At 74.9% G+C, this 19632-nt stretch carries 20 protein-coding genes; 9 read left to right on the top strand and 11 right to left on the bottom strand.

Annotated features, from left to right (window positions below; translation table 11 throughout):
• Positions 1-4: 4 nt before the first annotated feature.
• Together Ani05nite_RS04955 and Ani05nite_RS04950 are read right to left on the bottom strand one after the other, a co-directional pair.
• On the bottom strand, positions 5-523 hold the full coding sequence (locus Ani05nite_RS04955; RefSeq protein WP_203765540.1) for a hypothetical protein: 519 nt from the start codon (positions 521-523) through the stop codon (positions 5-7).
• A gap of 53 nt (positions 524-576) precedes the next feature.
• Positions 577-1596, bottom strand: coding sequence for a DUF5937 family protein (locus tag Ani05nite_RS04950; protein ID WP_203765539.1), 1020 nt, complete (start codon positions 1594-1596; stop codon positions 577-579).
• A gap of 222 nt (positions 1597-1818) precedes the next feature.
• Between Ani05nite_RS04950 and Ani05nite_RS40820 the strand changes: the two genes are divergently transcribed.
• On the top strand, positions 1819-2958 hold the full coding sequence (locus Ani05nite_RS40820; RefSeq protein WP_239129294.1) for a glycoside hydrolase family 12 protein: 1140 nt from the start codon (positions 1819-1821) through the stop codon (positions 2956-2958).
• A 51-nt stretch (positions 2959-3009) separates the two neighbouring features.
• Here the strand turns inward: Ani05nite_RS40820 and Ani05nite_RS04935 are convergent, their stop codons facing one another.
• From Ani05nite_RS04935 to Ani05nite_RS04925, 3 genes are all read right to left on the bottom strand, one after another.
• Positions 3010-3585 carry a DUF1062 domain-containing protein gene (locus Ani05nite_RS04935; protein ID WP_203765538.1) on the bottom strand — a complete coding sequence of 192 codons (576 nt, stop codon included), beginning with the start codon at positions 3583-3585 and terminating at the stop codon, positions 3010-3012.
• 226 nt (positions 3586-3811) lie between these two features.
• Complete coding sequence (locus Ani05nite_RS04930) at positions 3812-4543, bottom strand: ABC transporter permease (protein WP_203765536.1); 732 nt, start codon at positions 4541-4543, stop codon at positions 3812-3814.
• Positions 4540-5265, bottom strand: a complete 726-nt coding sequence (locus tag Ani05nite_RS04925) for an ABC transporter ATP-binding protein (protein WP_203765531.1) — start codon at positions 5263-5265, stop codon at positions 4540-4542. The genes Ani05nite_RS04930 and Ani05nite_RS04925 overlap by 4 nt, the downstream gene beginning before the upstream one ends.
• 161 nt (positions 5266-5426) lie before the next feature.
• On the opposite strand from Ani05nite_RS04925, the gene Ani05nite_RS04920 reads away from it, so the two are divergent.
• From Ani05nite_RS04920 to Ani05nite_RS04905, 4 genes are all read left to right on the top strand, one after another.
• On the top strand, positions 5427-6590 hold the full coding sequence (locus Ani05nite_RS04920; RefSeq protein ID WP_203765529.1) for a sensor histidine kinase: 1164 nt from the start codon (positions 5427-5429) through the stop codon (positions 6588-6590).
• A complete protein-coding gene (locus Ani05nite_RS04915; RefSeq protein ID WP_203765527.1) occupies positions 6587-7264 on the top strand; it encodes a response regulator transcription factor in 678 nt (225 codons plus the stop codon). Before Ani05nite_RS04920 ends, Ani05nite_RS04915 begins: the two co-directional genes overlap by 4 nt.
• Positions 7265-7337: 73 nt before the next feature.
• On the top strand, positions 7338-8018 hold the full coding sequence (locus Ani05nite_RS04910) for a SprT-like domain-containing protein (RefSeq protein ID WP_203765525.1): 681 nt from the start codon (positions 7338-7340) through the stop codon (positions 8016-8018).
• 97 nt (positions 8019-8115) lie between these two features.
• The gene (locus tag Ani05nite_RS04905; protein WP_203765523.1) at positions 8116-9222 is read left to right on the top strand and encodes a serine hydrolase domain-containing protein; all 1107 of its coding nucleotides are present in this window, start codon (positions 8116-8118) and stop codon (positions 9220-9222) included.
• 31 nt (positions 9223-9253) lie between these two features.
• Here Ani05nite_RS04905 and Ani05nite_RS04900 read toward each other — a convergent pair whose 3' ends face one another.
• From Ani05nite_RS04900 to Ani05nite_RS04885, 4 genes are read right to left on the bottom strand one after another with little or no spacing between them, the layout of a single operon-like run.
• Positions 9254-9562 (bottom strand): hypothetical protein, encoded by a 309-nt coding sequence (locus Ani05nite_RS04900; protein ID WP_203765520.1) that lies wholly within the window; start codon positions 9560-9562, stop codon positions 9254-9256.
• Between the two features lie 14 nt (positions 9563-9576).
• The gene (locus tag Ani05nite_RS04895) at positions 9577-9900 is read right to left on the bottom strand and encodes a DUF190 domain-containing protein (protein ID WP_203765519.1); all 324 of its coding nucleotides are present in this window, start codon (positions 9898-9900) and stop codon (positions 9577-9579) included.
• 2 nt (positions 9901-9902) lie between these two features.
• Entirely contained in the window at positions 9903-12464 is a 2562-nt protein-coding gene (locus Ani05nite_RS04890) for a DUF2309 domain-containing protein (protein WP_203765518.1), read from the bottom strand.
• Positions 12461-13996: a proton-conducting transporter transmembrane domain-containing protein gene (locus tag Ani05nite_RS04885; RefSeq protein ID WP_203765515.1), complete on the bottom strand. Its 1536-nt coding sequence runs from the start codon at positions 13994-13996 to the stop codon at positions 12461-12463. Before Ani05nite_RS04885 ends, Ani05nite_RS04890 begins: the two co-directional genes overlap by 4 nt.
• 112 nt (positions 13997-14108) lie before the next feature.
• On the opposite strand from Ani05nite_RS04885, the gene Ani05nite_RS04880 reads away from it, so the two are divergent.
• Both Ani05nite_RS04880 and Ani05nite_RS04875 read left to right on the top strand, forming a co-directional pair.
• A complete protein-coding gene (locus Ani05nite_RS04880; RefSeq protein ID WP_203765513.1) occupies positions 14109-14402 on the top strand; it encodes a helix-turn-helix transcriptional regulator in 294 nt (97 codons plus the stop codon).
• Positions 14403-14405: 3 nt separating this feature from the next.
• Positions 14406-15248 carry a DUF6671 family protein gene (locus tag Ani05nite_RS04875; protein WP_203765511.1) on the top strand — a complete coding sequence of 281 codons (843 nt, stop codon included), beginning with the start codon at positions 14406-14408 and terminating at the stop codon, positions 15246-15248.
• A gap of 116 nt (positions 15249-15364) precedes the next feature.
• Here the strand turns inward: Ani05nite_RS04875 and Ani05nite_RS04870 are convergent, their stop codons facing one another.
• Positions 15365-17335 carry a right-handed parallel beta-helix repeat-containing protein gene (locus Ani05nite_RS04870; RefSeq protein ID WP_203765509.1) on the bottom strand — a complete coding sequence of 657 codons (1971 nt, stop codon included), beginning with the start codon at positions 17333-17335 and terminating at the stop codon, positions 15365-15367.
• Between the two features lie 244 nt (positions 17336-17579).
• Here Ani05nite_RS04870 and Ani05nite_RS04865 point away from each other — a divergent pair, with 244 nt between their 5' ends.
• Positions 17580-18248, top strand: a complete 669-nt coding sequence (locus Ani05nite_RS04865) for a hypothetical protein (RefSeq protein WP_203765507.1) — start codon at positions 17580-17582, stop codon at positions 18246-18248.
• Position 18249: 1 nt separating this feature from the next.
• The gene (locus Ani05nite_RS04860; protein ID WP_203765505.1) at positions 18250-19266 is read left to right on the top strand and encodes a hypothetical protein; all 1017 of its coding nucleotides are present in this window, start codon (positions 18250-18252) and stop codon (positions 19264-19266) included.
• Positions 19267-19288: 22 nt separating this feature from the next.
• Here Ani05nite_RS04860 and Ani05nite_RS04855 read toward each other — a convergent pair whose 3' ends face one another.
• Positions 19289-19627: an ArsR/SmtB family transcription factor gene (locus Ani05nite_RS04855; protein ID WP_203765503.1), complete on the bottom strand. Its 339-nt coding sequence runs from the start codon at positions 19625-19627 to the stop codon at positions 19289-19291.
• Positions 19628-19632 lie beyond the last annotated feature (5 nt).

Raw genomic sequence — 19632 nt, 5'->3', positions numbered from 1 at the left:
GCGGTCAGGCCAGCGTCTTGCAGAGGTTCTCCATCGTGCCGAGCTGGACCGGGATCTCCCGGACCCCGCCGGGACGGTCGATCACCACGAAGTCGCCGCTGGTGATGTAGTCGCCGCCGGGGAAGCCGGTGTTGGCCGCCCGCACCGGCAGGGCGTTGTGGCCGTGCAGCTGCTGGATCCTCGAGCCGTCCGGCAGGGAGTACACGCGGATGCTGCCGGTCGCGTCCCGGACCACCGAGCGGCCGTTGCCGGTGTTGGTGTACCGGATGACCAGCACCCCGCGGAAGTCCTGCACCTGCGGCTTGCCGTCCGGGAAGGTCGCCGGCGTGCGCATCCACTCGCGGTCGGCGACGATGTCGCCCTTCACCTCGAACGCGCAGACCTGCCCGGCCGGGATCACGAAGGGCGGCGTGCTGGTCGGCTCCCAGCCACCGCCGCCGCCACCGCCGCCGCTCCCGGGCGCGGCGGCCGCCGGCACCGCGGCCACCGCCACCAGCGCCGCCGCCAGAAGCATCGTCTTCACCACTCGCATCTCGACCTCCACGAATCCGTGACACCTGTGGAGGAGATGGTCGGTCAGCCGAGGCTGTGGCTCCACGATTCGGTCCTCGCCGAATGGTCGGCGGGCCCGGCGCCACCCAGCAGGTCGGTGCCGAGCAGCGTGCGCTGGTACAGCACCGAACGGCCGGCCCGGCGGGCCGTCACCAGGCCGGAGCGGCGCAGGACCGACAGGTGCTCGCTGACCGACGCCGCGCTCTGCCCGAGCTCCCGGGCGACCTCGGTGGTGGACAGCGGCAGGTCCAGCTTCGCCAGCAGGGTCGCGCGACTGCGCCCCAGCAGCTCCGCGAGGGGTGGCGCCGGGCGGCGGGCGGCGCCGTCCCAGACCTGCCCGACGCCCCGCGGGCTGTAGATCAGCTTCGGCGCGCCCGGGTCGGTGTCGACCAGCAGCGAGGGCCAGACGAACACGCAGGGCACCAGCAGCATCCCGGCGCCGTCGAGCCGGCCCCGGGACTGCCACGTGGGCCACCGGATCCGCAGCGCGTCCTGCGCGTACTCCAGCTCCGGATGCAGGTTGCCCAGCAGCCGTACGATTCCGCCGGATGTCAGCTGGTCGGCCCGGTGGCCCACCTCGGCGTCGAGCAGCGCGGCCAGCCGGGGCCAGATCGGCGCGACGGCGGCGGTCCAGTAGGCCTGCACCTCGGCGGCCAGCCGGCCCAGCTGACGCTCCGGGTCCTCGTACAGCGGGCGGAGCGCCTCGGGCAGCGGCGCCGCACCGCCGAGCAGGTCCAGGTGGGAGCGCACGACCGCCTCGGGCGTGGCGCGCAGCCGGTCCAGCTCGTCAGTGAACCGGGTGTCCATCCGCTCCGGCGAGGGGGTCAGGAAGTCGGGGACGTACCGCGGGTCGTCGAGCAGCGCCCGGAGCAGGTCGAGCCGCAGGCCGGCGACCGCGGGGCGGACCGAGCGCGCCCACGGCCGGTGCATCCGCGCCCGGTCGGGTCGCCGCGCGACGAGCAGGCTGGTCACGAGCTCCTGCACGGGCGAGCGGGCGAACCGTATCCGGGCCAGGTCACCGGCCTCGCACAGCAGCTCGATCACCCATTGACGGTAACTCATGTCCGGTGGTGCCGGCGCCGCCGATCCGCCGATGGTCCGGGGTGGCCGGCCGGGACTGCGGCCGGCCGGGGAACGGCCGTTGCCCAATCGGCCGGCGGGCCCTAGCATCGGCCCATACCGCATAGATACCCATCGACGTCCTGAGCCCACCGTCGAAGCGCTTCGATGACCCGTGCGGTGCCCTCCCCCGGAGATTGGAAGCACATGAGAAAGCGTACGATCGCGCTCTCGATGGCCGCCGCCGCGGCCGTCACAGCGGGAGCCGGCGTCCTCGCCGCCCCATCCGCATCCGCCGCCGCCGGCTGCCGCGTCGCCTACACGGTGAGCAGCTCGTGGTCGGGCGGCTTCGGCGCCAACGTCACGATCACCAACCTGGGCGACCCGCTCACCGCCTGGTCGCTGGTCTGGTCCTACTCCGCCGGCCAGCGGGTCACCCAGGCCTGGAACACCGCCCTCACCCAGAGCGGCTCCACAGTCACCGCCAAGAACGCCGGCTACAACGGCCCGGTCGCCACCAACGGGACCGTGTCGTTCGGCTTCAACGGCTCGTGGACCGGCAGCAACCCGGCGCCCACCGCGTTCACCCTGAACGGAACCGCGTGCACCGGCGGGGTGGTCCCGACCACCGGCCCGACGACACCCCCGACCACGCCGCCGACCACGCCGCCGACGACCGCCCCGCCGACCGGCGGCGTGCCGTCGGACGCGGTCTGGGTCGGCTCCGGCCAGTGGGACAACTGGACCAGCAACGGCTACACGATCTACAACAACGTCTGGGGCTCGGGCGCCGGCACCCAGACGACCTGGGCGAGGTCCCCCGGCAACTGGGGCGTGCTGGCCAACCACCCGCGCACCAGCGGCATCAAGTCGTACCCGAACGTGAGCTACACCCTCAACCGCACGCTCAGCTCGCTCAGCTCGCTCAGCAGCTCGTACAACGTGACGGTGCCGGCCGGCGGTGACTACGAGACCACGTACGACATCTGGGCCAACAACAACGCGTACGAGATCATGATCTGGACCAACAAGCAGGGCGCGGTGGGCCCGATCGCGGAGAAGTACGACGCGAACGGCGCCGTCCCGACCGCCGCGAACGTCAGCGTCGGCGGCGCCACCTGGAACATCTACCGCGGTTCGAACGGCGCCAACGCGGTCTACTCGTTCGTCCGCACCGGCAACAGCAACGCCGGCACGCTCAACGTGCTCGCGATGCTGAACTGGCTGCGCACCAACGGCTGGTGGGGCGACGTGACCCTGGGCCAGTTCCAGTTCGGCTACGAGATCTCCGGCACCGCCGGCCAGTCCGCCTTCACCACGAACAGCTACAGCCTCAGCTTCGGCTGACCGCCCCGCCCGCGGCGGGCCCGCGACGCGAAGGCGCCGCGGGCCCGTCCCTCACGGCCCGGTGACGAACAGGGTGAAGTCCTCGCGGACCCTCGCCCCGAGGGGCCGGGGCAGGCGGATCCGCCCGGAGTCGACCATGCCCCGGACGGCCGGACGGCTCAGGCCGAACCCGGCCGTGAGCAGCTTCTCGACCCGGATGGGGGCGGGCAGCTCGAAGCGGACGACGACCTCCAGGGATGCCGGTTCGCCGCCCCGCAGGTCGTGGAACGGCAGGTCGGTCTCCAGCTCCCAGGCGCCGCCCCAGTCGAGCCGGTACGCGGCCCGGCGCGCCAGCCCCGCGTCCATGGCCAGTCGCCGTACCAGGGCCGGATCGTTGTTCTCGAATCCCCGCAGCAGGTCTCCCGCGATCGCCCGCACCTGGACGCGCTCGTGGACAGCGATCTTCGACGTGCGGTCGCACCGCTCGCAGCCGATCAGCATCCAGACGTCGAGGAGCTTGCCGTTCGCGTTCACCCGGAACTTGCCGGTGGGGTGGTGCCGCGGGGCACGGCAGGAGGGGCAGTCCTTGACGATGGTGGGCAGCGCGAGCTCCCGGACCACCCACAGTGCTTTCCGGTCGGTATTCATGGCTGGTGAGGTCGTCTCCTGGATCCGGTGGCGAACGGCGCGACGCCACACCGGCGCCGCGTGCAGGAAGCCCGCACCGCTCACGCGGTGCGGGCTTCCGGGGCACGCCGGAGACGGACGGGGAGTGACTCGAACCCGTCCTCATCTCACGCGTGCGTCGCCTACCGATCCATGGCCGTCATCCTGGGCACCCGGCCGACGCCGGGCAACAGGTTTTCGCGCCGGCTCAGGTGACGTCGCGGCGCAGGGTGGTGGCCGCGCCGGCGAGCACGAACACGGCGGCGTAGCCGGTCAGGGCCAGGCCCGCCAGCCACTGCGGCGGCCCGTCGACCGCGGTCGGCAGCCGGTCCAGGGCCGAGCCGAGCGCGAACGGCAGCCACTGCCCGGCGTCGCCGACCAGCCGCGCGACCAGGCCCTCGACCAGGGCCAGCCACGCCAGCGCGGCGGCGATCGCGCCGATCTGGTTGGTGATCAGCGCGCCGACCCCGACGCCGAGCGCCGCGAACGCCGCGTTCCAGGCCACCCCGCCGGCGATGGTCAGCCACAGCCCGCCGGCGCCGGCATCCAGCGAGAAGCCGCGGCCGGCCAGCCACACCGCGCTGACGACCAGCGCGAACAGCGCCGTCACGAGGCCGAACACCAGCCCCGCCCCGGTGGAGACGACGAGCTTCGCGGCCACCACGCGGCCCCGGCGCGGCACCGTCAGGTAGGTGTCCGTGATGGTGCGGTGCCGGTACTCCCCCGCCACGGCCATGATCCCCAGCACGAGGGTGAACAGCGAGACCAGGCCGATGTGCGCGACCGCGGCCTGCTGCACGGCCGGGGAGCCGGCGTCGTCCCGGTCGAGCATCACCCCGCTGATGCCCACGACGATCAGCACCTGCGCGGCGCCCAGCAGCAGCCACACGCTGCGCGTGGTGCGCAGCCGCAGCAGCTCGGCGGAGATCAGCGCGGTCACGACCGGCTCCTTTCCGGCTGGAGGCCGGAGGTCAGCCGCAGGAACGCGGCCTCCAGCCCGGCCGGGCCGGGCTCGGCCAGCTCGTCGAGCGTGCCGGCGAAGCGGACCGTGCCCTCGTGCATCACGATCACCCGGTCCACGGTCTGCGCCACCTCGGACAGGACATGGCTGGACACGATCACCGTGCGGCCCTGGGCCGCCAGGTCCCGCAGCAGCCCGCGCAGCCAGGCCATCCCGGCCGGGTCCAGGCCGTTGCCGGGCTCGTCGAGGATCAGCACCGGCGGGTCGCCGAGCAGGGCCCCGGCCAGGCCCAGGCGCTGCCGCATGCCGAGGGAGAAGCCACCCACCCGGCGGCGCGCGTCGCCGGCCAGGCCCACCTCGTCGAGGACCTGGCCGACCCGGTACGCCGGGAGCCCGGCCAGCCGCGCGGTGATCGCCAGGTGATCCCGGGCGGTGCGGCCGGGGTGGAAGCCGGTCGCCTCCAGCAGCGCGCCGACGACCCGCCGCGGCTCGCTCAGCCGGGCGTACGGGCGGCCGTCGATGAGCGCGGCGCCGGCGGTCGGGCGGACCAGGCCGAGCAGCATGCGCAGCGTCGTCGTCTTCCCCGCGCCGTTCGGGCCGAGGAAGCCGGTCACCCCCGGCGCCACGGTGAACCCCGCGTCGCGCACCGCGGTCACCGCCCCGAATCGTTTCGTCAGTCCGGTGACGGACACGTCAACCATCGTCTTCCCCTTCGTTCGGATCAGGGCCTCACTGTGGCCCCGGCCCGGCCGGGACGGCGTCGCCCCGGCGCGTGATCCTGCGCGTACCGCGACCGCGGTACGGCACGGATGCGCCGCGCGGACGACGCGGCCGGCCCGCCGCGGCCCGTACGGTGAGCAACGTGCGCGTCATCGGCCATCTGCAACAGGCGGTCCAGCACCGTCCCCACCTCGCCGACCTCGCCGTCGCGCTCGTGATCCTGCTGGTCACCCTGCTCACCACGGCGGCGCCGGATCAGCTGCCCGACGGCGTCCCGTCGGCCTGGGCGGCGCTCGCCTGCGGGATCCTGCTGCTGCGGCGCCGGTGGCCGTACGCGGTGCTCGTCGTGTCGACGATCGCCGCCGAGGCGCACCTGGCCGGCAACCACGGCCGGGGCGGCACCCTGATCCTGGCCGCCCCGCTGTTCGCCCTCTACACCGTGGCCGACCTCTCCGACCGCCGCCGGGCCCTGCTGGTCAGCGGCCTGGTCGTGGCCGCGGTCGGCGCGCTGCACACCGTGGGGATACCGGCCCGGCGGCTGGGCCCGGAGAACCTCGCCCTCGCCGCGCTGGGCGGCCTGGCCGTCGCCGCCGGCACCGCGTCCCGGCACCGCCGCGCCTACCTCGCCGAGGTGGTACGCCGGGCCGAGGACGCCGAACGCGACCGCGACGCCGACAGCCGTCGCCGCCTCACCGAGGAGCGCCTGCGGATCGCGCGCGAGCTGCACGACAGCGTCGGCCACCATCTCGCCCTGATCAACGTCCAGGCCGGCGTCACCGGTCACCTCCTGACCGGCGCACCGGAGCCGGTCCGCGAGACCCTCGCGCAGATCCGGCAGAGCAGCCGGGCCGCCCTCGACGAGCTCCGCGACTCCGTCGGCCTGCTCCGCCGGCCCGGCGACGCGGCGCCCCTGCAGCCGGGCGCCGGCCTGACCACCCTGGACGACCTGCTCGACACCTTCCGGCGGGCCGGTCTGCGGATCACCGCCCACGTCGACCGGCCGGCGGCCCTGTCCTGGGCGGCCGACCACACCGCCTACCGCGTCATCCAGGAGGCGCTGACGAATGCCCGCAAGCACGCCGGATCGGCCCGGGTCGCCGTGACGCTGCACCACGACGGCGACGCGCTGACCGTCATCGTCGACAACGACGGCCCACCGGCCGGGCCGGCCGGCGACGCGTACCGGCCCGGGCACGGCATCGCGGGCATGCGGGAGCGGGTCACCGCCCTGGGCGGCACCCTGCTCGCCGGTCCCCGCCCCACCGGCGGCTTCCGCGTCACCGCGGTCATCCCGGCCGCGCCGTGACCGCGCCCATCCGCGTGGTCATCGCCGACGACCAGCCGCTGCTGTGCGCCAGCTTCGCCACGCTCATCGACTCCGCGCCGGACCTGCACGTCGTCGGCCGGGCCGGCACCGGCCACGAGGCGATCGAGCGGACCCGGGCCACGGGGGCCGACGTCGTGCTGATGGACATCCGCATGCCCGGGCTCGACGGCCTGGCCGCCACCCGCCGGATCACCGCCGACGCGGACCTGGCGGCCGTGAAGGTCCTCATCCTCACCACGTTCGAGATCGACGAGTACGTCTTCGAGGCGCTCCGCAGCGGCGCGAGCGGCTTCCTGGGCAAGAGCGCCGAACCGGGCGACCTGATCGACGCGATCCGCATCGTGCACCGCGGCGACGCGCTGCTCAGCCCGGCGGCCACCCGCAGCCTGATCAGCCGCTACCTGGCCCGCCCGGACCACGGCCTCGACACCAGCCCGGGCCGGCTCGAGGTGCTCACCGAACGGGAGCGCGAGATCCTCACCCTGGTCGGCGCCGGACTCGGCAACGACGACATCGCCCGGCACCTCACCGTCAGCCCGCACACCGTCAAGACCCACGTCAACCGCACCATGACCAAACTCGGCGCCCACGAGCGGGCCCAGCTGGTCGTCATCGCGTACGAGACCGGCCTGGTCCGGCCGGGACGCCCGTGAGGCGGTCCGGCACCATGGGTGGCACATCGGCGCCCGCTCGGCGCGACGGCCCGCACGACGAGGAGCATCGGGGTTGAACCACGCGGAGGTGCGGAAGCTCGCCACGGAGCTGCTGGACCGGCACGGACTCGCCGGCTGGCGGCTGGTGTTCGACAACGCCCGGACCCGGGCCGGGGTGTGCCGCTCGGACCGCAGGGAGATCGGCCTGTCGCGGCACCTGATGAGCCTGTACTCCGCCGAGCAGGTCACGGAGACGGTGCTGCACGAGATCGCGCACGCTATGGCCGGTCCCCGGCACGGCCACGACCGGGTGTGGCGGACGATCGCGCGGCGCATCGGCTGCTCCGGGCAGCGGTGCATGCCGGCCGACGCGCCCAGGGTCGACGGGGCCTGGGAGGGGGTCTGCGCGGCGGGCCACCGGACCACGGCCCATCGCCGCCCGATCCGGGTGCGGTCGTGTCCCGGCTGCTCCGCGACCTTCGATCCCGACGCGCTGTACAGCTGGACCTTCCGGGGGCGCCCGGCCCCGATGCACCCCCGCTACGAGGCCGAACTGGCCCGCATCCGCACACCCGAGACCGCGGCGCCGGTCCGGCTGGGGGTGGGTGACCGGGTACGGCTGACCGGCGGCGGACGGTACGCCGGGCTGGCCGGCACGATCGTCAAGCGCGGGCGCAGCCGTTACCAGGTGCAGACGACGGCCGGCATGCTCAGCGCCGCCTTCACGACGGTGCAGCCCCTGACGCGCGACTGACAGCGGCCTGAGTTGCCCTCAGCGCGGCCACAGCCGGGACTCGCGAGACTCGCCCCGGGCCGATCTCGGCCACGACAGCGGCGGGAAGGGACGTCCAGTGGGCGCGCAGGAGCGGGTGCAGCGGTATCTCGACGACCTCGTGGACAGCGGACAGGAGACGGGTCTGCAGGTCGCCGCGTACGTACGGGGCCGGCCGGTGGTGGACGCGGCCGCGGGGACGGCCGACCCGTCCACCGGCCGTCCGGTTGACCACCGCACCTTGTTCCACAGCTGGTCGACGGGCAAGGGCCTGTCCGCCACAGTGATCCACGTGCTGGCCGAACGGAAATTGCTGGACTACGGCGCGCCGGTCGCCGACTACTGGCCCGAGTTCGCCGCCGAGGGCAAGCATCGGGTCACCGTCGCGCACGTCCTGACCCACAGCGCCGGCGTGCCCCAGGCGCCGGACGGGCTCACCGTCGCCGACCTGGCCGACTGGGACGGCATGTGCGCCCGGGTCGCGGCGCTGCCCCTGCTGTGGGAGCCCGGCACCGCGACCGGATACCACGCCCTGACCTTCGGGTACATCCTCGGCGAGGTGGTGCGGCGAACCACCGGCCGGTCCATCGCCGAGGTGCTGCGCGAGGACGTCGCGGAGCCGCTGGGTATCGCGGACGAGCTGTTCTTCGGGGTTCCCGCGGCGTACCACGACCGGCTGGCCCGGCTGGAGGACGGCACCTGGCCGGACGCCCTGGCGGCACGGCACCCGGACTCGTTGTTCTTCCGGGCCGCTCCCCCCGCTCTGCAGGCGGGCGCGGCCCTCGGCAACCGACCCGACTACCTCTCCGCCGATGTGCCGTGCGCCGCCACGATGACGGCCCATGCCGCAGCCCGGCTGTACGCGGCGCTGACGCGGGACGTCGACGGCGTCCGGTTGGTCCCGGCGGAGCGTCTCGCGGCGCTCACCGCCGTCGCCACCGCCGAGGTCGACCTCGTCCTGGGCGCCGCGATCCCGAAGTGCCTGGGCTATTTCCGCGGGCTCGCCGAGTTCGGCGGACGCCCCGGCGCCTTCGGCAGCAAGGGCAGCGGCGGGAGCTTCGCCTGCGCGGATCCGGCCGGCGACCTCGCGATCGCCTTCACGCACAACCGGATGGCTGCACCGCCTCACGACCTCGCCGCCCGCATCGCCGGCCACGTCCGCGACGCCCTGGCCGGTCGACGGTAGCCGCCCGGCGTGCGTGCCTGCGGGCAAGGGGTCAGCCCGGGGGCCGGGATCGCCGCGGGCCCGGACGCCGGGCCGGTCGCCGGGCCCGGCGTTCGGGGTGGCCGTCGGCGGACGGGGTGAACGGCCGGTAGTGCACCGCTTCCCCGCCGAAGCCGACGCGGCGCCACCCCGTCCGGCAGCCGGTCTCGGAGCGTACGGCCTGCGACGCGATGCGCAGGATCGCGGCGGGCGGCCACGGGCCGGTCCAGGCGCAGCGGGGCACGCCGGCCCGGATCAGGCTCCAGCCGCCGTCGGCGTGGCGGACGAGCCGGTACTGCGCGAGGACCGGATGGGGTGACACGGCGTCCACCCCGCTCAGGTGAAGTAGCCGGGCCGGCTGACCCACGTGTCGGACACGAACATCACGCCCGAGGTGGCGGCCAGCAGCGGTCGCAGGCCGGCCAGCAGGGCGTCGACCCGGTCGTCGGGCACCACGGTGATGATCATTTCGAGGGTGGCCTGCTGGTTGAACAGCAGGCGCCCCTGATGCTCGCCGTGATGGCCCAGGCCGGAGACGCCGGAGACGCTGGTCCAGCCGGTCGCGCCGGCGTCGCGGAACAGGTCCCGCACCGCCGGGGCGTCGGCGCCGGTGACGACGACCTCCACCTTGGTCATCCGGGTCAGATCCGATCGGTCCACCATCACTCCTTCACAGCGGCGGGTACGGGCGCCGGGTCCCCGGCCTTCCAGCTCTCACGGGTCCAGCGCTGCCAGGGTTGTCCCGGGTGCTCCCGGGCGGTGAGCGCCACCCAGTCGTGGCCGAACAACCGCTGCAGCACCGGGTTGCGGTCCACCACGGCGTCGATGCGCGCGAGCGGGGCCTCGACGACGGCCAGCAGCCGCATGGGCTCGTGCACGAGCCGGTTCCCCACGGCGACGGACTGCCAGGGCAGGCCCAGCCGCAGGTCGCCGGTGTGCCCGGAGAGGACCCCGAGGCCGCCGACCGCGTTGTGCACGGTCTTCGTCCCGGCCCCGAACACCTGCGGCGCGACGGCGGAGAAGTAGTACTGGCAGTTGATCCACTGGGCGACCACGAGCGGGGCCGTCAGGATGGTCTCCAGCGCCGCGCCGTCGGGGTCGACGGTCGCGTCGTAGCTGTGCAGGAACGCGCGCCGGCCGAGGTCGAGCCCGGCGGTGAGCCGGCGCGGCCCGACGATGAACGCGGCGTTGCCGGCCAGCCCCCACTCGGGGTAGACCTGCGCCCAGTCCGCCGCGCGGCGGGCGACGTGGGTGCGCGCGCGGCGGGCCGCCGGCCGGCGCGGCGCGGCCGGCAGGTCGGCGCAGCGCTGCGCCGTCAGGGCCGCGCCGGCCCGGTCCAGGTCGGCGTGCAGGCGGGCCACGACGCCGCGGTGCGAGGCGGGCACCTGGTGCCGGTCGAGGACGCGGACCCGGTCGGTGCTGGTGTCGTGTTCGGCGGCGGCGAACCAGGTCTCCGCCGGGATCCGGATCCCCCGGCCGGCGAGCTGGTCGCGGACCGCCGGATCGTTGAGGACGGCGGCCAGGGCCCGCGCGTTGGGGCCACCGCGGTGCCCGCCGCAGGCGCCGCAGTCGAGCGACGCCTGGTAGGGGTTGTTCTCGGTGCTGCTGCCGTGCGCGCACAGCACCACCAGCCGGGCGAAGCGGGTGAGGCCCATCGTGGTCAGCGCGGCGTGGGCGTACAGCAGCCGCTCGGCCGGCGGGACCACGCGGTTGACGTCCAGCTCGGTCGGCGCGTCGGGCGCGATCGCCCGGCGCAGCCGGCGGCGCAGCGCGGCCGCGGTCCCCGGCAGCGCGGTCTTGATCACGGCCAGCGGCCCGGCCGCCCAGCCGGCCGACTCGGCCAGCACGAACGGGCTCACCGTGGCGTCCTTGGCGGCGTGGAAGGCGTCCTCGCCCCGGGCCAGCCCGCCCAGGCCGCGCACGTGCCGGCCGGCCGGACCGGCGGCGCCGGCGGCCGGCACCTCGGCGACCCGCAGGCCCGGCTCGACCAGCGCCGGGCACAGGTCGGACGGCGCGCCGCCGGCGAGATCCCGGAAACGCATCGCGACGGCGAAGAAGCCGGCGAAGCCGTACGTCTCGTAGGCGCCCAGGGACTCGAGATGGCGGCGTAGTCCCTCGGAGCGCACGTCGATGCAGCACACCACCTGGGCGTCCGGCGGCGGGTCGGCCGGGTCCTTGGTGGCCGGGTCGTTGGTGGTCAGGTCCCGCAGCAGGGCCCGCCGATAGTGCAGTTCGTAGGCCTCCTGCCAGATCAGCAGGCGGCGTTCGGCGGGCACCGCCGCCAGCACCGTCGCCACGGCGTCCAGTTCGTGGTCCGCCGCGGTGACACCGAGCGCGGCGGCGACCAGGGCCGCCCGCTGCCGGGCCGACGGTGCGGGGGGCGCCGGTGGTGGTTGCGGTGGTTGCGGCCCGCGCGTTCCGGCCGCGTCGAGCAGGACCGCTTCGTAGCTGAGCCGTACGGCCAGCAGCTCGACCAGGTCGAAGCCGGTGCGCGCCCCGACCGGACGCTCGCCACACCAGCGGGCGTAGGCCGCCCAGCCGGGCTGGCGGGTCAGATGCGCGCGCAGGTAGTCGAGGTGATCGTCGGCGGCGACGTCGAGCCGGCTCAGCGAGCTCCACGCGGCCGCGTCGGCGGTCTCCGGCAGCGACCGCAGACCGGCCCGGGCCGCCCGGGGCAGGGAGGTGTCGCGGACGGCCAGCTCCCGCCAGGCCGCGTAGAAGCCGCGGTCGCGGCCGGGCATGGGCCAGCCGGGCTGATCGCCGGTGAAGGCCGCACACCACTTGCTCATGGCCGCGTCGATCGTCTCGGCGACGGCCGGCGCCCGTACCTCGGACCGGGTCGTCGCCCGGCGCGACCGCCCGGCCGGCGCCGGGGCGTGCGTGAGGTCCGCCGCGAGGACCGCGATGACCGGTACGGACCGTCCGCCGAGGAGCAGCGCGTCCCGCACGGGCAGGTCGGGCAGCACCGTGTTCAGCGCCTCCCGCACGTCGTCGGCGGTGATGCGCCCGGCCGCGTGGGCGGCGCGGAACCGCGATTCGGGCAGGGTGCCGGCGGTGCCGTACCAGGACCCGGCGTCGGCCACGGCCCGCGCGAAGGGCCGGTCCTCGAAGCCGCCCAGCGGGTTGACCGCGATGAAGGCCGACACCGGGTGGTGGACCGGCAGGATCCGGCCGGCGAGCGTGGCCATGCTCCGGAAGGCGGTTCGGGACGTCGTCGCGGTCATGACTGCACTCCCCAGGCGAAGGAGCCGGACAGGTCAGCCGCGGGGACCGGGCCGCGGCCGCGCCGCCGGGCCTGCGGCCCGACGTGCGAGGCGCTCATGGCCCAGGCGTAGAGGGTGCGGGCGGCGTCCGGCCACCGCCCGGAGCGCACCGCCGCCACCCCCAGCAGGGCACCGAGGACCGCGACCACCGCCCACGCCGACCCCGCGGGTCCGCCGATCGCGCCGGCTGGTGTCCAGGCCGTGTGGGCGGCGGCGGCGCCCACCAGGTACGCCGGCAACGCCACCGCGACTGCCACCGAGGCGGCCGCGACCGCACGCGGGGTCGGCCCGCGCCGCAGCAGGCCGTACGTGGCTGCGGCGGCGGTGGCCCAGACGAACACCACCAGCGACGCCGCGACGGGCCGTACCGCGGAGGCCGCGGCCAGGATCACCGCGGGGAGAGCCGCCGCGACGACGACCGCGCCGGCCCGCCGGGCGACACTCAGCGGCGGCGCTGGCGGAGCAGCGGCATGACGCAACCCGCGGCGCACGACCGAGCCGGAGCCGAGGAACAGCGTCGCCTTGTACAGGCCGTGCCCGACCAGGTGCAGCATCGCCACGGCCGGCAGCCCCAGCCCACAGGTCATGATCATGAATCCCATCTGGCCGGTCGTGGACCAGGCCAGGGCGCCCTTGACGTCCGGCTTGGTCAGCATCACGGTCGTGCCGTACACGGCGGTGACCGCGCCGGCCGCCACGGCCAGCCACATCGCCGCCGCGGACAGCCCGACCACGGGGTTGAGGCGGACCAGCAGGACCCCGCCGGCGTTGACCACGCCGGCGTGCAGCAGCGCCGACACGGGCGTCGGCGCCGCCAGCGAGGCCGGCAGCCAGCGGTGCAGCGGCACCTGGGCCGAACGCGACAGGGCCGCCACGACGATCAGGACGGCCACCACCGGCAGCGCGGGATCGCCGGCGGCCGGGCCCGCGGCCAGAAGGCGGAGGTCGAGCTCGCCCCAGCGGACCACGGCGATCGCCACGGCCGCCCACAGGGCCAGGTCACCCACGGCGAAGGCCCGCGCCGCCCGCCGAACGCCGTCGCGGGCGGCCGGCATCGCCGGATACGTGTTCAGCAGCTGCACGAGCGCCACGCCCGCCACCGTCCACGCCGCCGCGAGCACCAGCAGGGTCGAGGCGGTCACCAGGACCGCCGAGCCGGCCGTCAGCACGCCGGCCCAGGCGACGAACCACCGCTGCCGCGGATCCCCGGTCAGGTACCGGACCGCGAACGCCTGCACGACGGCGCTGACCCCGCAGACCAGCATCAGCAGGCTGACCGAGATGCGGTCGGCCACCAGGGGGCCGCCGGTGGGCGCCGGCCCGTGCTGCCACACCGCGACGGCCGACGCCGCGGCCACCCCGAACGCGACCGCGGCCGCGAGCCATCCGGCCCGGGCCGCCGGGCGCGGCCGGGAGGCCCCGAGGACCAGAGCCACGAGGACGCCGCCGAGCACCACCGCCACCGCCACCGCCGGCCCCGCGGCGGTCACCACTTCGCCACACCCAAGTTCATGCGACGCACAATATGCGACTTAGATTTCGTATGACAAGTGTCGTGTATCAGCGGTCACGTCTCGGGTGTCGCCGACGGTAGGGTTGACCGTCATGGCCGACTGGACCTTCCTGACCAACCACGCGCACGTGCTGCTGTGCGTCGCCCGCGATCCCGGCATCCGCCACCGCGACCTGGCCGAGCGCGTGGGCATCACCGAACGCGCCGTGCAGCGCATCGTCGCCGACCTCACCGAGGCCGGCTACCTCGACAGCGTCCGCGAGGGCCGCCGCAACCGCTACCAGCTGCACCCCGAGCTGCCGCTGCGGCACCCCCTCGAACGCGACCACCGCATCGGCGAGATCCTCGCGGTGCTGCAGGAGCCGGCCACCACCCCCGCGCCCTGACCGGTGCCGCCCTACCGCGGCGCGCTCGTCGCCTTCGGCACCCGCCACGGCAAGCACCACCAGGTCGCCGGCGCCTTCGCCGACGTCCTGGGGGCCCGGGTGACCGCACCCGACGACATCGACACCGACCAGTACGGCACCTTCACCGGCGAGACCCCTCGCACCGGCAGCCCCCTGGCCGCCGCCCGCGCCAAGGCGGACCTCGCCCGGCGGCTCACCGGCGCCGGCCTGGCCCTGGCCAGCGAGGCCAGCTACGGCCACCTGCACGGCAGCCCGGTCGCCGTGCACGAGGAGCTCCTGCTGTTCCACGACGCGGCCCGCGACATCGAGGTCATCGAGGGCGAACGCGTACCGCTCACCCTGCCCGCCGCCGTCCGCATCCGCTCGGTCGCCGCGGCCGGCGACTTCCTCGAACGGGCCGGCTTCGGCCGGCAGGCCCTGATCGTCCGCCCGTCCGCCGGCGGCTCACCCGCCGACATCCGCAAGGGCGTCACCGCCGCCGAGCCGCTGGCCGCGGCCGTCCGCCACGCCACCGAACGCTCCGCCGACGGGCACGCCCTCGTCGAGCCCGACCTGCGCGCCTGCCACAACCCCACCCGCCGCGCCGTGCTGCGCCGCCTGGGTCGACGCCTCGCCGACCGCCTGGCCACCGGGTGCCCGGCCTGCGGCTGCCCCGGCTTCGGCCGCGTCGACAGCCGGCCGGGCCTGCCGTGCCGGGCCTGCGGCACGCCGACCGACGCGATCGCGGCCGACCGGCACGGCTGTGCGGGCTGCCCGCACCACGTCCTCGTGCCCCGGTCCGAGCCCGGCGCCGACCCGCAACGGTGCCCGCGCTGCAATCCCTGAACGGCTTCCGGCCACCCCGGCCGGGCGGGCCCCGATCGCCGTCGCGCCGACCCGTCCGGGACGCGGTGCGGGCCCTCGCGAGTGCGCTCCTCGAGGGCCACGACAGCCGCGTCAGCTCACCAGACGCGCACCCGCGTCGTACCTGAGGTCAGCGCGGCGATCGGGCCGGCCGCCGCGGGCTCGCCGGGCCGGCGCCGCTCCCCCGTCAGGTCGACGTCGATGACCGCCGGGCTGCCGTCGGGCTCCTCGAAGTCGGCGTCGGCGAAGCGGACCCGCGGCAGGTCACGGCCGCCGACCACGCCGACGCGGACCCGGTCGAATTCGGCCGGCAGGTCCGTCTCCAGGTAGACCTCGTCGCCCTCCTCGGCCACCGACACCGTCGCGTCCCCCAGCACCCGCGGGCCGGTCTCGGCGGCGAACGGCCGGGCCCCCGCGGCGTACACGTTGTCGCGGGCGTACACCGGCTGGAGCACGTCGCGGAAGCGCTGGTGGTCGCCGGGCGGCTGGGCGGCCAGGCGGTCCAGGTACTCCTCGAAGGACGCCGGGTGGCCGTCGTAGCCGGCCAGGCCGTACCCGGGAATGCCTTCGCCGTCGCCGCCCGGACCGTACGCCGCGGCGAGGTCGCCGCCGAGGAAGACGTTGCCGACGTAGCGGTCGTCGCCGCCGCGGATCACCGCGTAGCCGGCCACCTGGGTGCTGTGCGGCCGGTGGTACGGGGTGGCCCGGTCCAGCACCGGCTCCAGGCGGACCGTGCCGGCGAACAGGTTGCCGACGAACGCGCCGCCCTGGCTGAACGACTCGAACGAGGCGCGGGAGCCCAGCAGGTTGTGGTCGACCAGGTAGGGGCCGTGGCTGACCTCGATGAACAGGTCCCGGTTGTTGCGGTAGTAGACGTTGCGGGAGACCCGGGTGCCCTGCGTCTGCCAGTCCAGCCAGGTGCCCAGCGAGCAGTCGTGGATGCGGTTGTGCCGGATCACCACGTCGACCGCCGCGTGCAGCTTGATGCCGCCGATCTCGTAGCCGTAGAACTCGCGCTTGAGCGCGATGTTGTAGATGTGGTTGTCCTCGATGGTGGAGAACACGCAGCCCAGGTGCCCGACGATCCCGTTCTGCCCGCAGTCGTGGATCGTGTTGCGGCGCACGATGTGCGAGCCGATGTGCTCGCGGTCCCAGCCGATCTGCCGGGCGGCGAACACCGACTCGAGCTGGTACTGGTAGCCGGGCTTGTCGCCGCGCTCGGTGGCGTGGTTGTGCCCGGTGGACGCCTCCTTGCCGAGCGAGATCGCCGAGCACTTCGCGTCGTGGATGACGTTGTCCTCGATGATCCAGCCCTTGGCCCAGTTGGGGCCGATCAGGCCGGGCTGGTCGGCCGTCGGCGGGGTCCACGGGCAGGCGGCCTGGGCCAGCTCGAAACCGCGCACGGTGATGTAGTCCAGGTGCGGGACGAGGGGGTAGAACACCGAACGGCGCACGTTGATCTCGACGAGTTCGGCGTTCGGGTCGGCGCCCTGGAAGTTCGCCCAGATCGTGGTCTCGTCGGCGCCCACCCGGGCGTACCAGACCAGCCGGGTGCCCTCCGGGTCCCGGACCCGGTCGGCCACGCCGGTCCAGTGGTCCCGCACCTCGGTGCGCAACGGCGGATCGTCCAGCTCGGCGCGCCCGGCGGCCTCGTAGAAGCTGCGCCCGTTGAGGTACACGTCGCCGAGGTGCCGGGGCGGCGCGCCCTCGGGGTAGACGATCCAGTCGCCGGCCACCTCCTCGGCGAACGGGTTGAAGTCGCCGAACAGCGCGTTCGGCACGCTCACCCGCCAGACCGTGCCGTCCTCGGGGACCCAGCCGGTGACCCGCTCGGACCCCTTGATGACCACGTGCTCGCCGTCGGCGGCGGTGTAGGTGATCCGGCGGGTGTCGCTCAGACCGCCGCGCGGTGGCGCCACCCACTCGCGGTACTCCCCGGCGTGCACGACCACCGTGTCGCCCGGCCGGGCCACGGCCGCCGCCCGGTTGATGGTGCGGAACGGCTGCTTCTCGGAGCCGTCGGCGTCGATGTCGGCGCCGGTGGTCGCCACGTGCAGGACAGAGGTCATCTTGGGGGGAACCCTTTCAGGCTGCCGGCGCCGGGAGCGGCCGACGGACGAGACCCCGCCAACGTAATAGCCTGAAACATTCGGTGTCAACGCCGCAAGATTCCGATAATTCTCGGCGCATTTTCGGCCCGCGCGGGGCCGGGGACGCGGGCCGGCCACCCGTGCGCCGGGGACCAACGGCCCTGATGCGCGCCGCGGGCCCGGCGCTACATTGCGAGATCGGAGGGGGCTCACGGAGGCAGTCATGTCCACGTTGCTCACATCCGTCAGAAATCTGGTTCGGCTACTCGTGGTGGCGCTGGTCGTCGCCGGAGGCACCGTCGCGCTCGCCGAGCCCGTCCAGGCCGGCCGCCGGTCCGAGGCCGGGGTCGTGCCGGAATCGGCCTTCCTGCAACCGGAAGACCTCGGCGGGGTGGCCGGCCGGCCACTGACCGACGACTACGCCGCCCACCTGCGCCCGCCGCTGCCGGGCGGCGCCGAACGGTACGCCAGTCAGGCGTCCCGCCGCGCGCAGGGCGCCATCGCGATCGACTACCGGACGGCCGACTTCCACACCGCGCTCGTCGAGCACGTCACCACCTACCGGGGCGCCGGGGCCGCGCGGTATCTGCGCGAGCTGCGCCGGGCGCTGCTCCCGGGCGGCCGCACCGACCAGGTGGGACGGTGGACGGTCGTACGGGCCGGGCCGGCCGGCCGGGACTCGCTGCTCATCCGGCTCCAGGAGCCCTGGACCGACCCGGACGGGCAGCCGATCACCCACACCACGTACGTCGTCGTCGCCCGCGCCGGGCACGCCGTCGTCGTGCTGGCCGACCTCGGCTGGGAGTACGCCCCGGGCGACCGGGCCACCGTCCAGCGGTTGATCTGCCCGGCGCTGCGCCGGGCGGCGACGCTGCGCGGATCGGGGGCCTGAGATGACCCGGCTGACGCGCATCCTGATGGCCGCGACGTGCGCGCTGGTCGCCACGGTGGCCTCGGCCGGACCCGCGGCCGCCGGCCCGGCGACGCTGCCCGGGCGGTACCGGGCGGTTCCGCTCACCGGCGTCACGGGTGAACGGGCCGGTGCGTACGCGATGAACGACAGCGGGCAGGTCGTCGGCCAGTTCGAGACCGCGGACCAGGTGCTGCACGCCTTCCGGTGGCAGCACGGGCGGATGACCGACCTCGGGGTCCTGGAAGCCGGCCCGGACGAACGGGCCATGGCCCGAGACGTCAACGCCCGCGGCGACGTGGTCGGCAGCAGCGACCGCGGCGGCCGTCAGCGGGCCGTGCTGTGGCGCCGGGGCCACCTCATCGACCTCGGCGACCTCGGCAGCGGTTCCAGCTACGCCTCCGCCGTCAACGACCGCGGACAGGTCGTCGGCACCAGCTGGACCGCCCGGGGCGAGCCGCGCGGGTTCATCTGGCAGCACGGGCGGATGCGTGACCTCGGCGTCGGCGGATACACCCAGCCCCTCGACATCAACAACCGGGGACAGGTGGTCGGTTGGTCCGGCCGCGGCGCCGACGGCCCGCAACACGCCTTCCTCTGGCAGCGCGGCAAGGTGACGTGGCTGGCGGCCGGGACCCCGAGCCGGGCGACGGCCATCAACGACCGCGGTGAGGTCGCCGGCAGCGTCACCGACTGGACCAGCGAGCCGATCAGCCGCGCCGTGCGCTGGCACCACGGCACGATGAGCTACCTCGGTTCGCTGCCGGGCGGCAACGCCGGCGGGGCGGCCGCGATCAACGAGCACGGGGTGATCCTCGGCAGCGGCAACATCGCGCCGTACTCGCTCGAGGAGCACGCGTTCCTGTACCGGCACGGCACGATGCGGGACCTCACCCCGGCCGGCGTGCCGGCCGAGGCGGCGTCCGCGGTGCGGGACCTCAACAATCGCGGCGAGTTGCTGATCGGTGCGGCGGTCTACGTCCCGGTGCGGCGCCGTTAGCCGCTCCGGGCCCACCGTCCGCTCAGCGGGGGTTGCCCTGGGCCTTCAGCTCGGCCAGCAGGCTGTCCCGGTCGGTGAGGACCTCGCCGAGGATGCGCCGGCCGGCGGCCAGCAGGTCCGCGACGGCCGGGGTGCTCAGCGCGTACATGACCAGGCCGGCGTCGCGGAAGGAGACCACGACCCCGGCGCGGCGCAGCACGGCCAGCTGCTGCGACATGTTGGAGGGCTCCACCTCGATCTCGGAGAGCAGGTCGCGGACCGGCAGCGGGCCGGCCTGGAGCAGCTCCAGCACGCGGATCCGGACGGGGTGGCCGAGGACGCGGAACATCTCCGCCTTCGCCTGATAGAGCGGTACCGACACCGGCG

This window comes from Actinoplanes nipponensis (genome assembly GCF_016862275.1).
In the GTDB taxonomy this organism is placed as follows: domain Bacteria; phylum Actinomycetota; class Actinomycetes; order Mycobacteriales; family Micromonosporaceae; genus Actinoplanes; species Actinoplanes nipponensis.
The sequence above is the reverse complement of the archived record's forward strand: the minus strand, read 5'-3'. Positions and strand labels throughout refer to the sequence as shown.

Bases quoted from the DNA above. Each gene is read 5' to 3' on its own strand.
- Ani05nite_RS04870 (WP_203765509.1), bottom strand. From the start codon at position 17,335: ATGACCTCTGTCCTGCACGTGGCGACCACCGGCGCCGACATCGACGCC.
- Ani05nite_RS04890 (WP_203765518.1), bottom strand. From the start codon at position 12,464: ATGACCGCGACGACGTCCCGAACCGCCTTCCGGAGCATGGCCACGCTC.
- Ani05nite_RS04880 (WP_203765513.1), top strand. From the start codon at position 14,109: ATGGCCGACTGGACCTTCCTGACCAACCACGCGCACGTGCTGCTGTGC.
- Ani05nite_RS40820 (WP_239129294.1), top strand. From the start codon at position 1,819: ATGAGAAAGCGTACGATCGCGCTCTCGATGGCCGCCGCCGCGGCCGTC.
- Ani05nite_RS04860 (WP_203765505.1), top strand. From the start codon at position 18,250: ATGACCCGGCTGACGCGCATCCTGATGGCCGCGACGTGCGCGCTGGTC.
- Ani05nite_RS04865 (WP_203765507.1), top strand. From the start codon at position 17,580: ATGTCCACGTTGCTCACATCCGTCAGAAATCTGGTTCGGCTACTCGTG.
- Ani05nite_RS04925 (WP_203765531.1), bottom strand. From the start codon at position 5,265: ATGGTTGACGTGTCCGTCACCGGACTGACGAAACGATTCGGGGCGGTG.
- Ani05nite_RS04935 (WP_203765538.1), bottom strand. From the start codon at position 3,585: ATGAATACCGACCGGAAAGCACTGTGGGTGGTCCGGGAGCTCGCGCTG.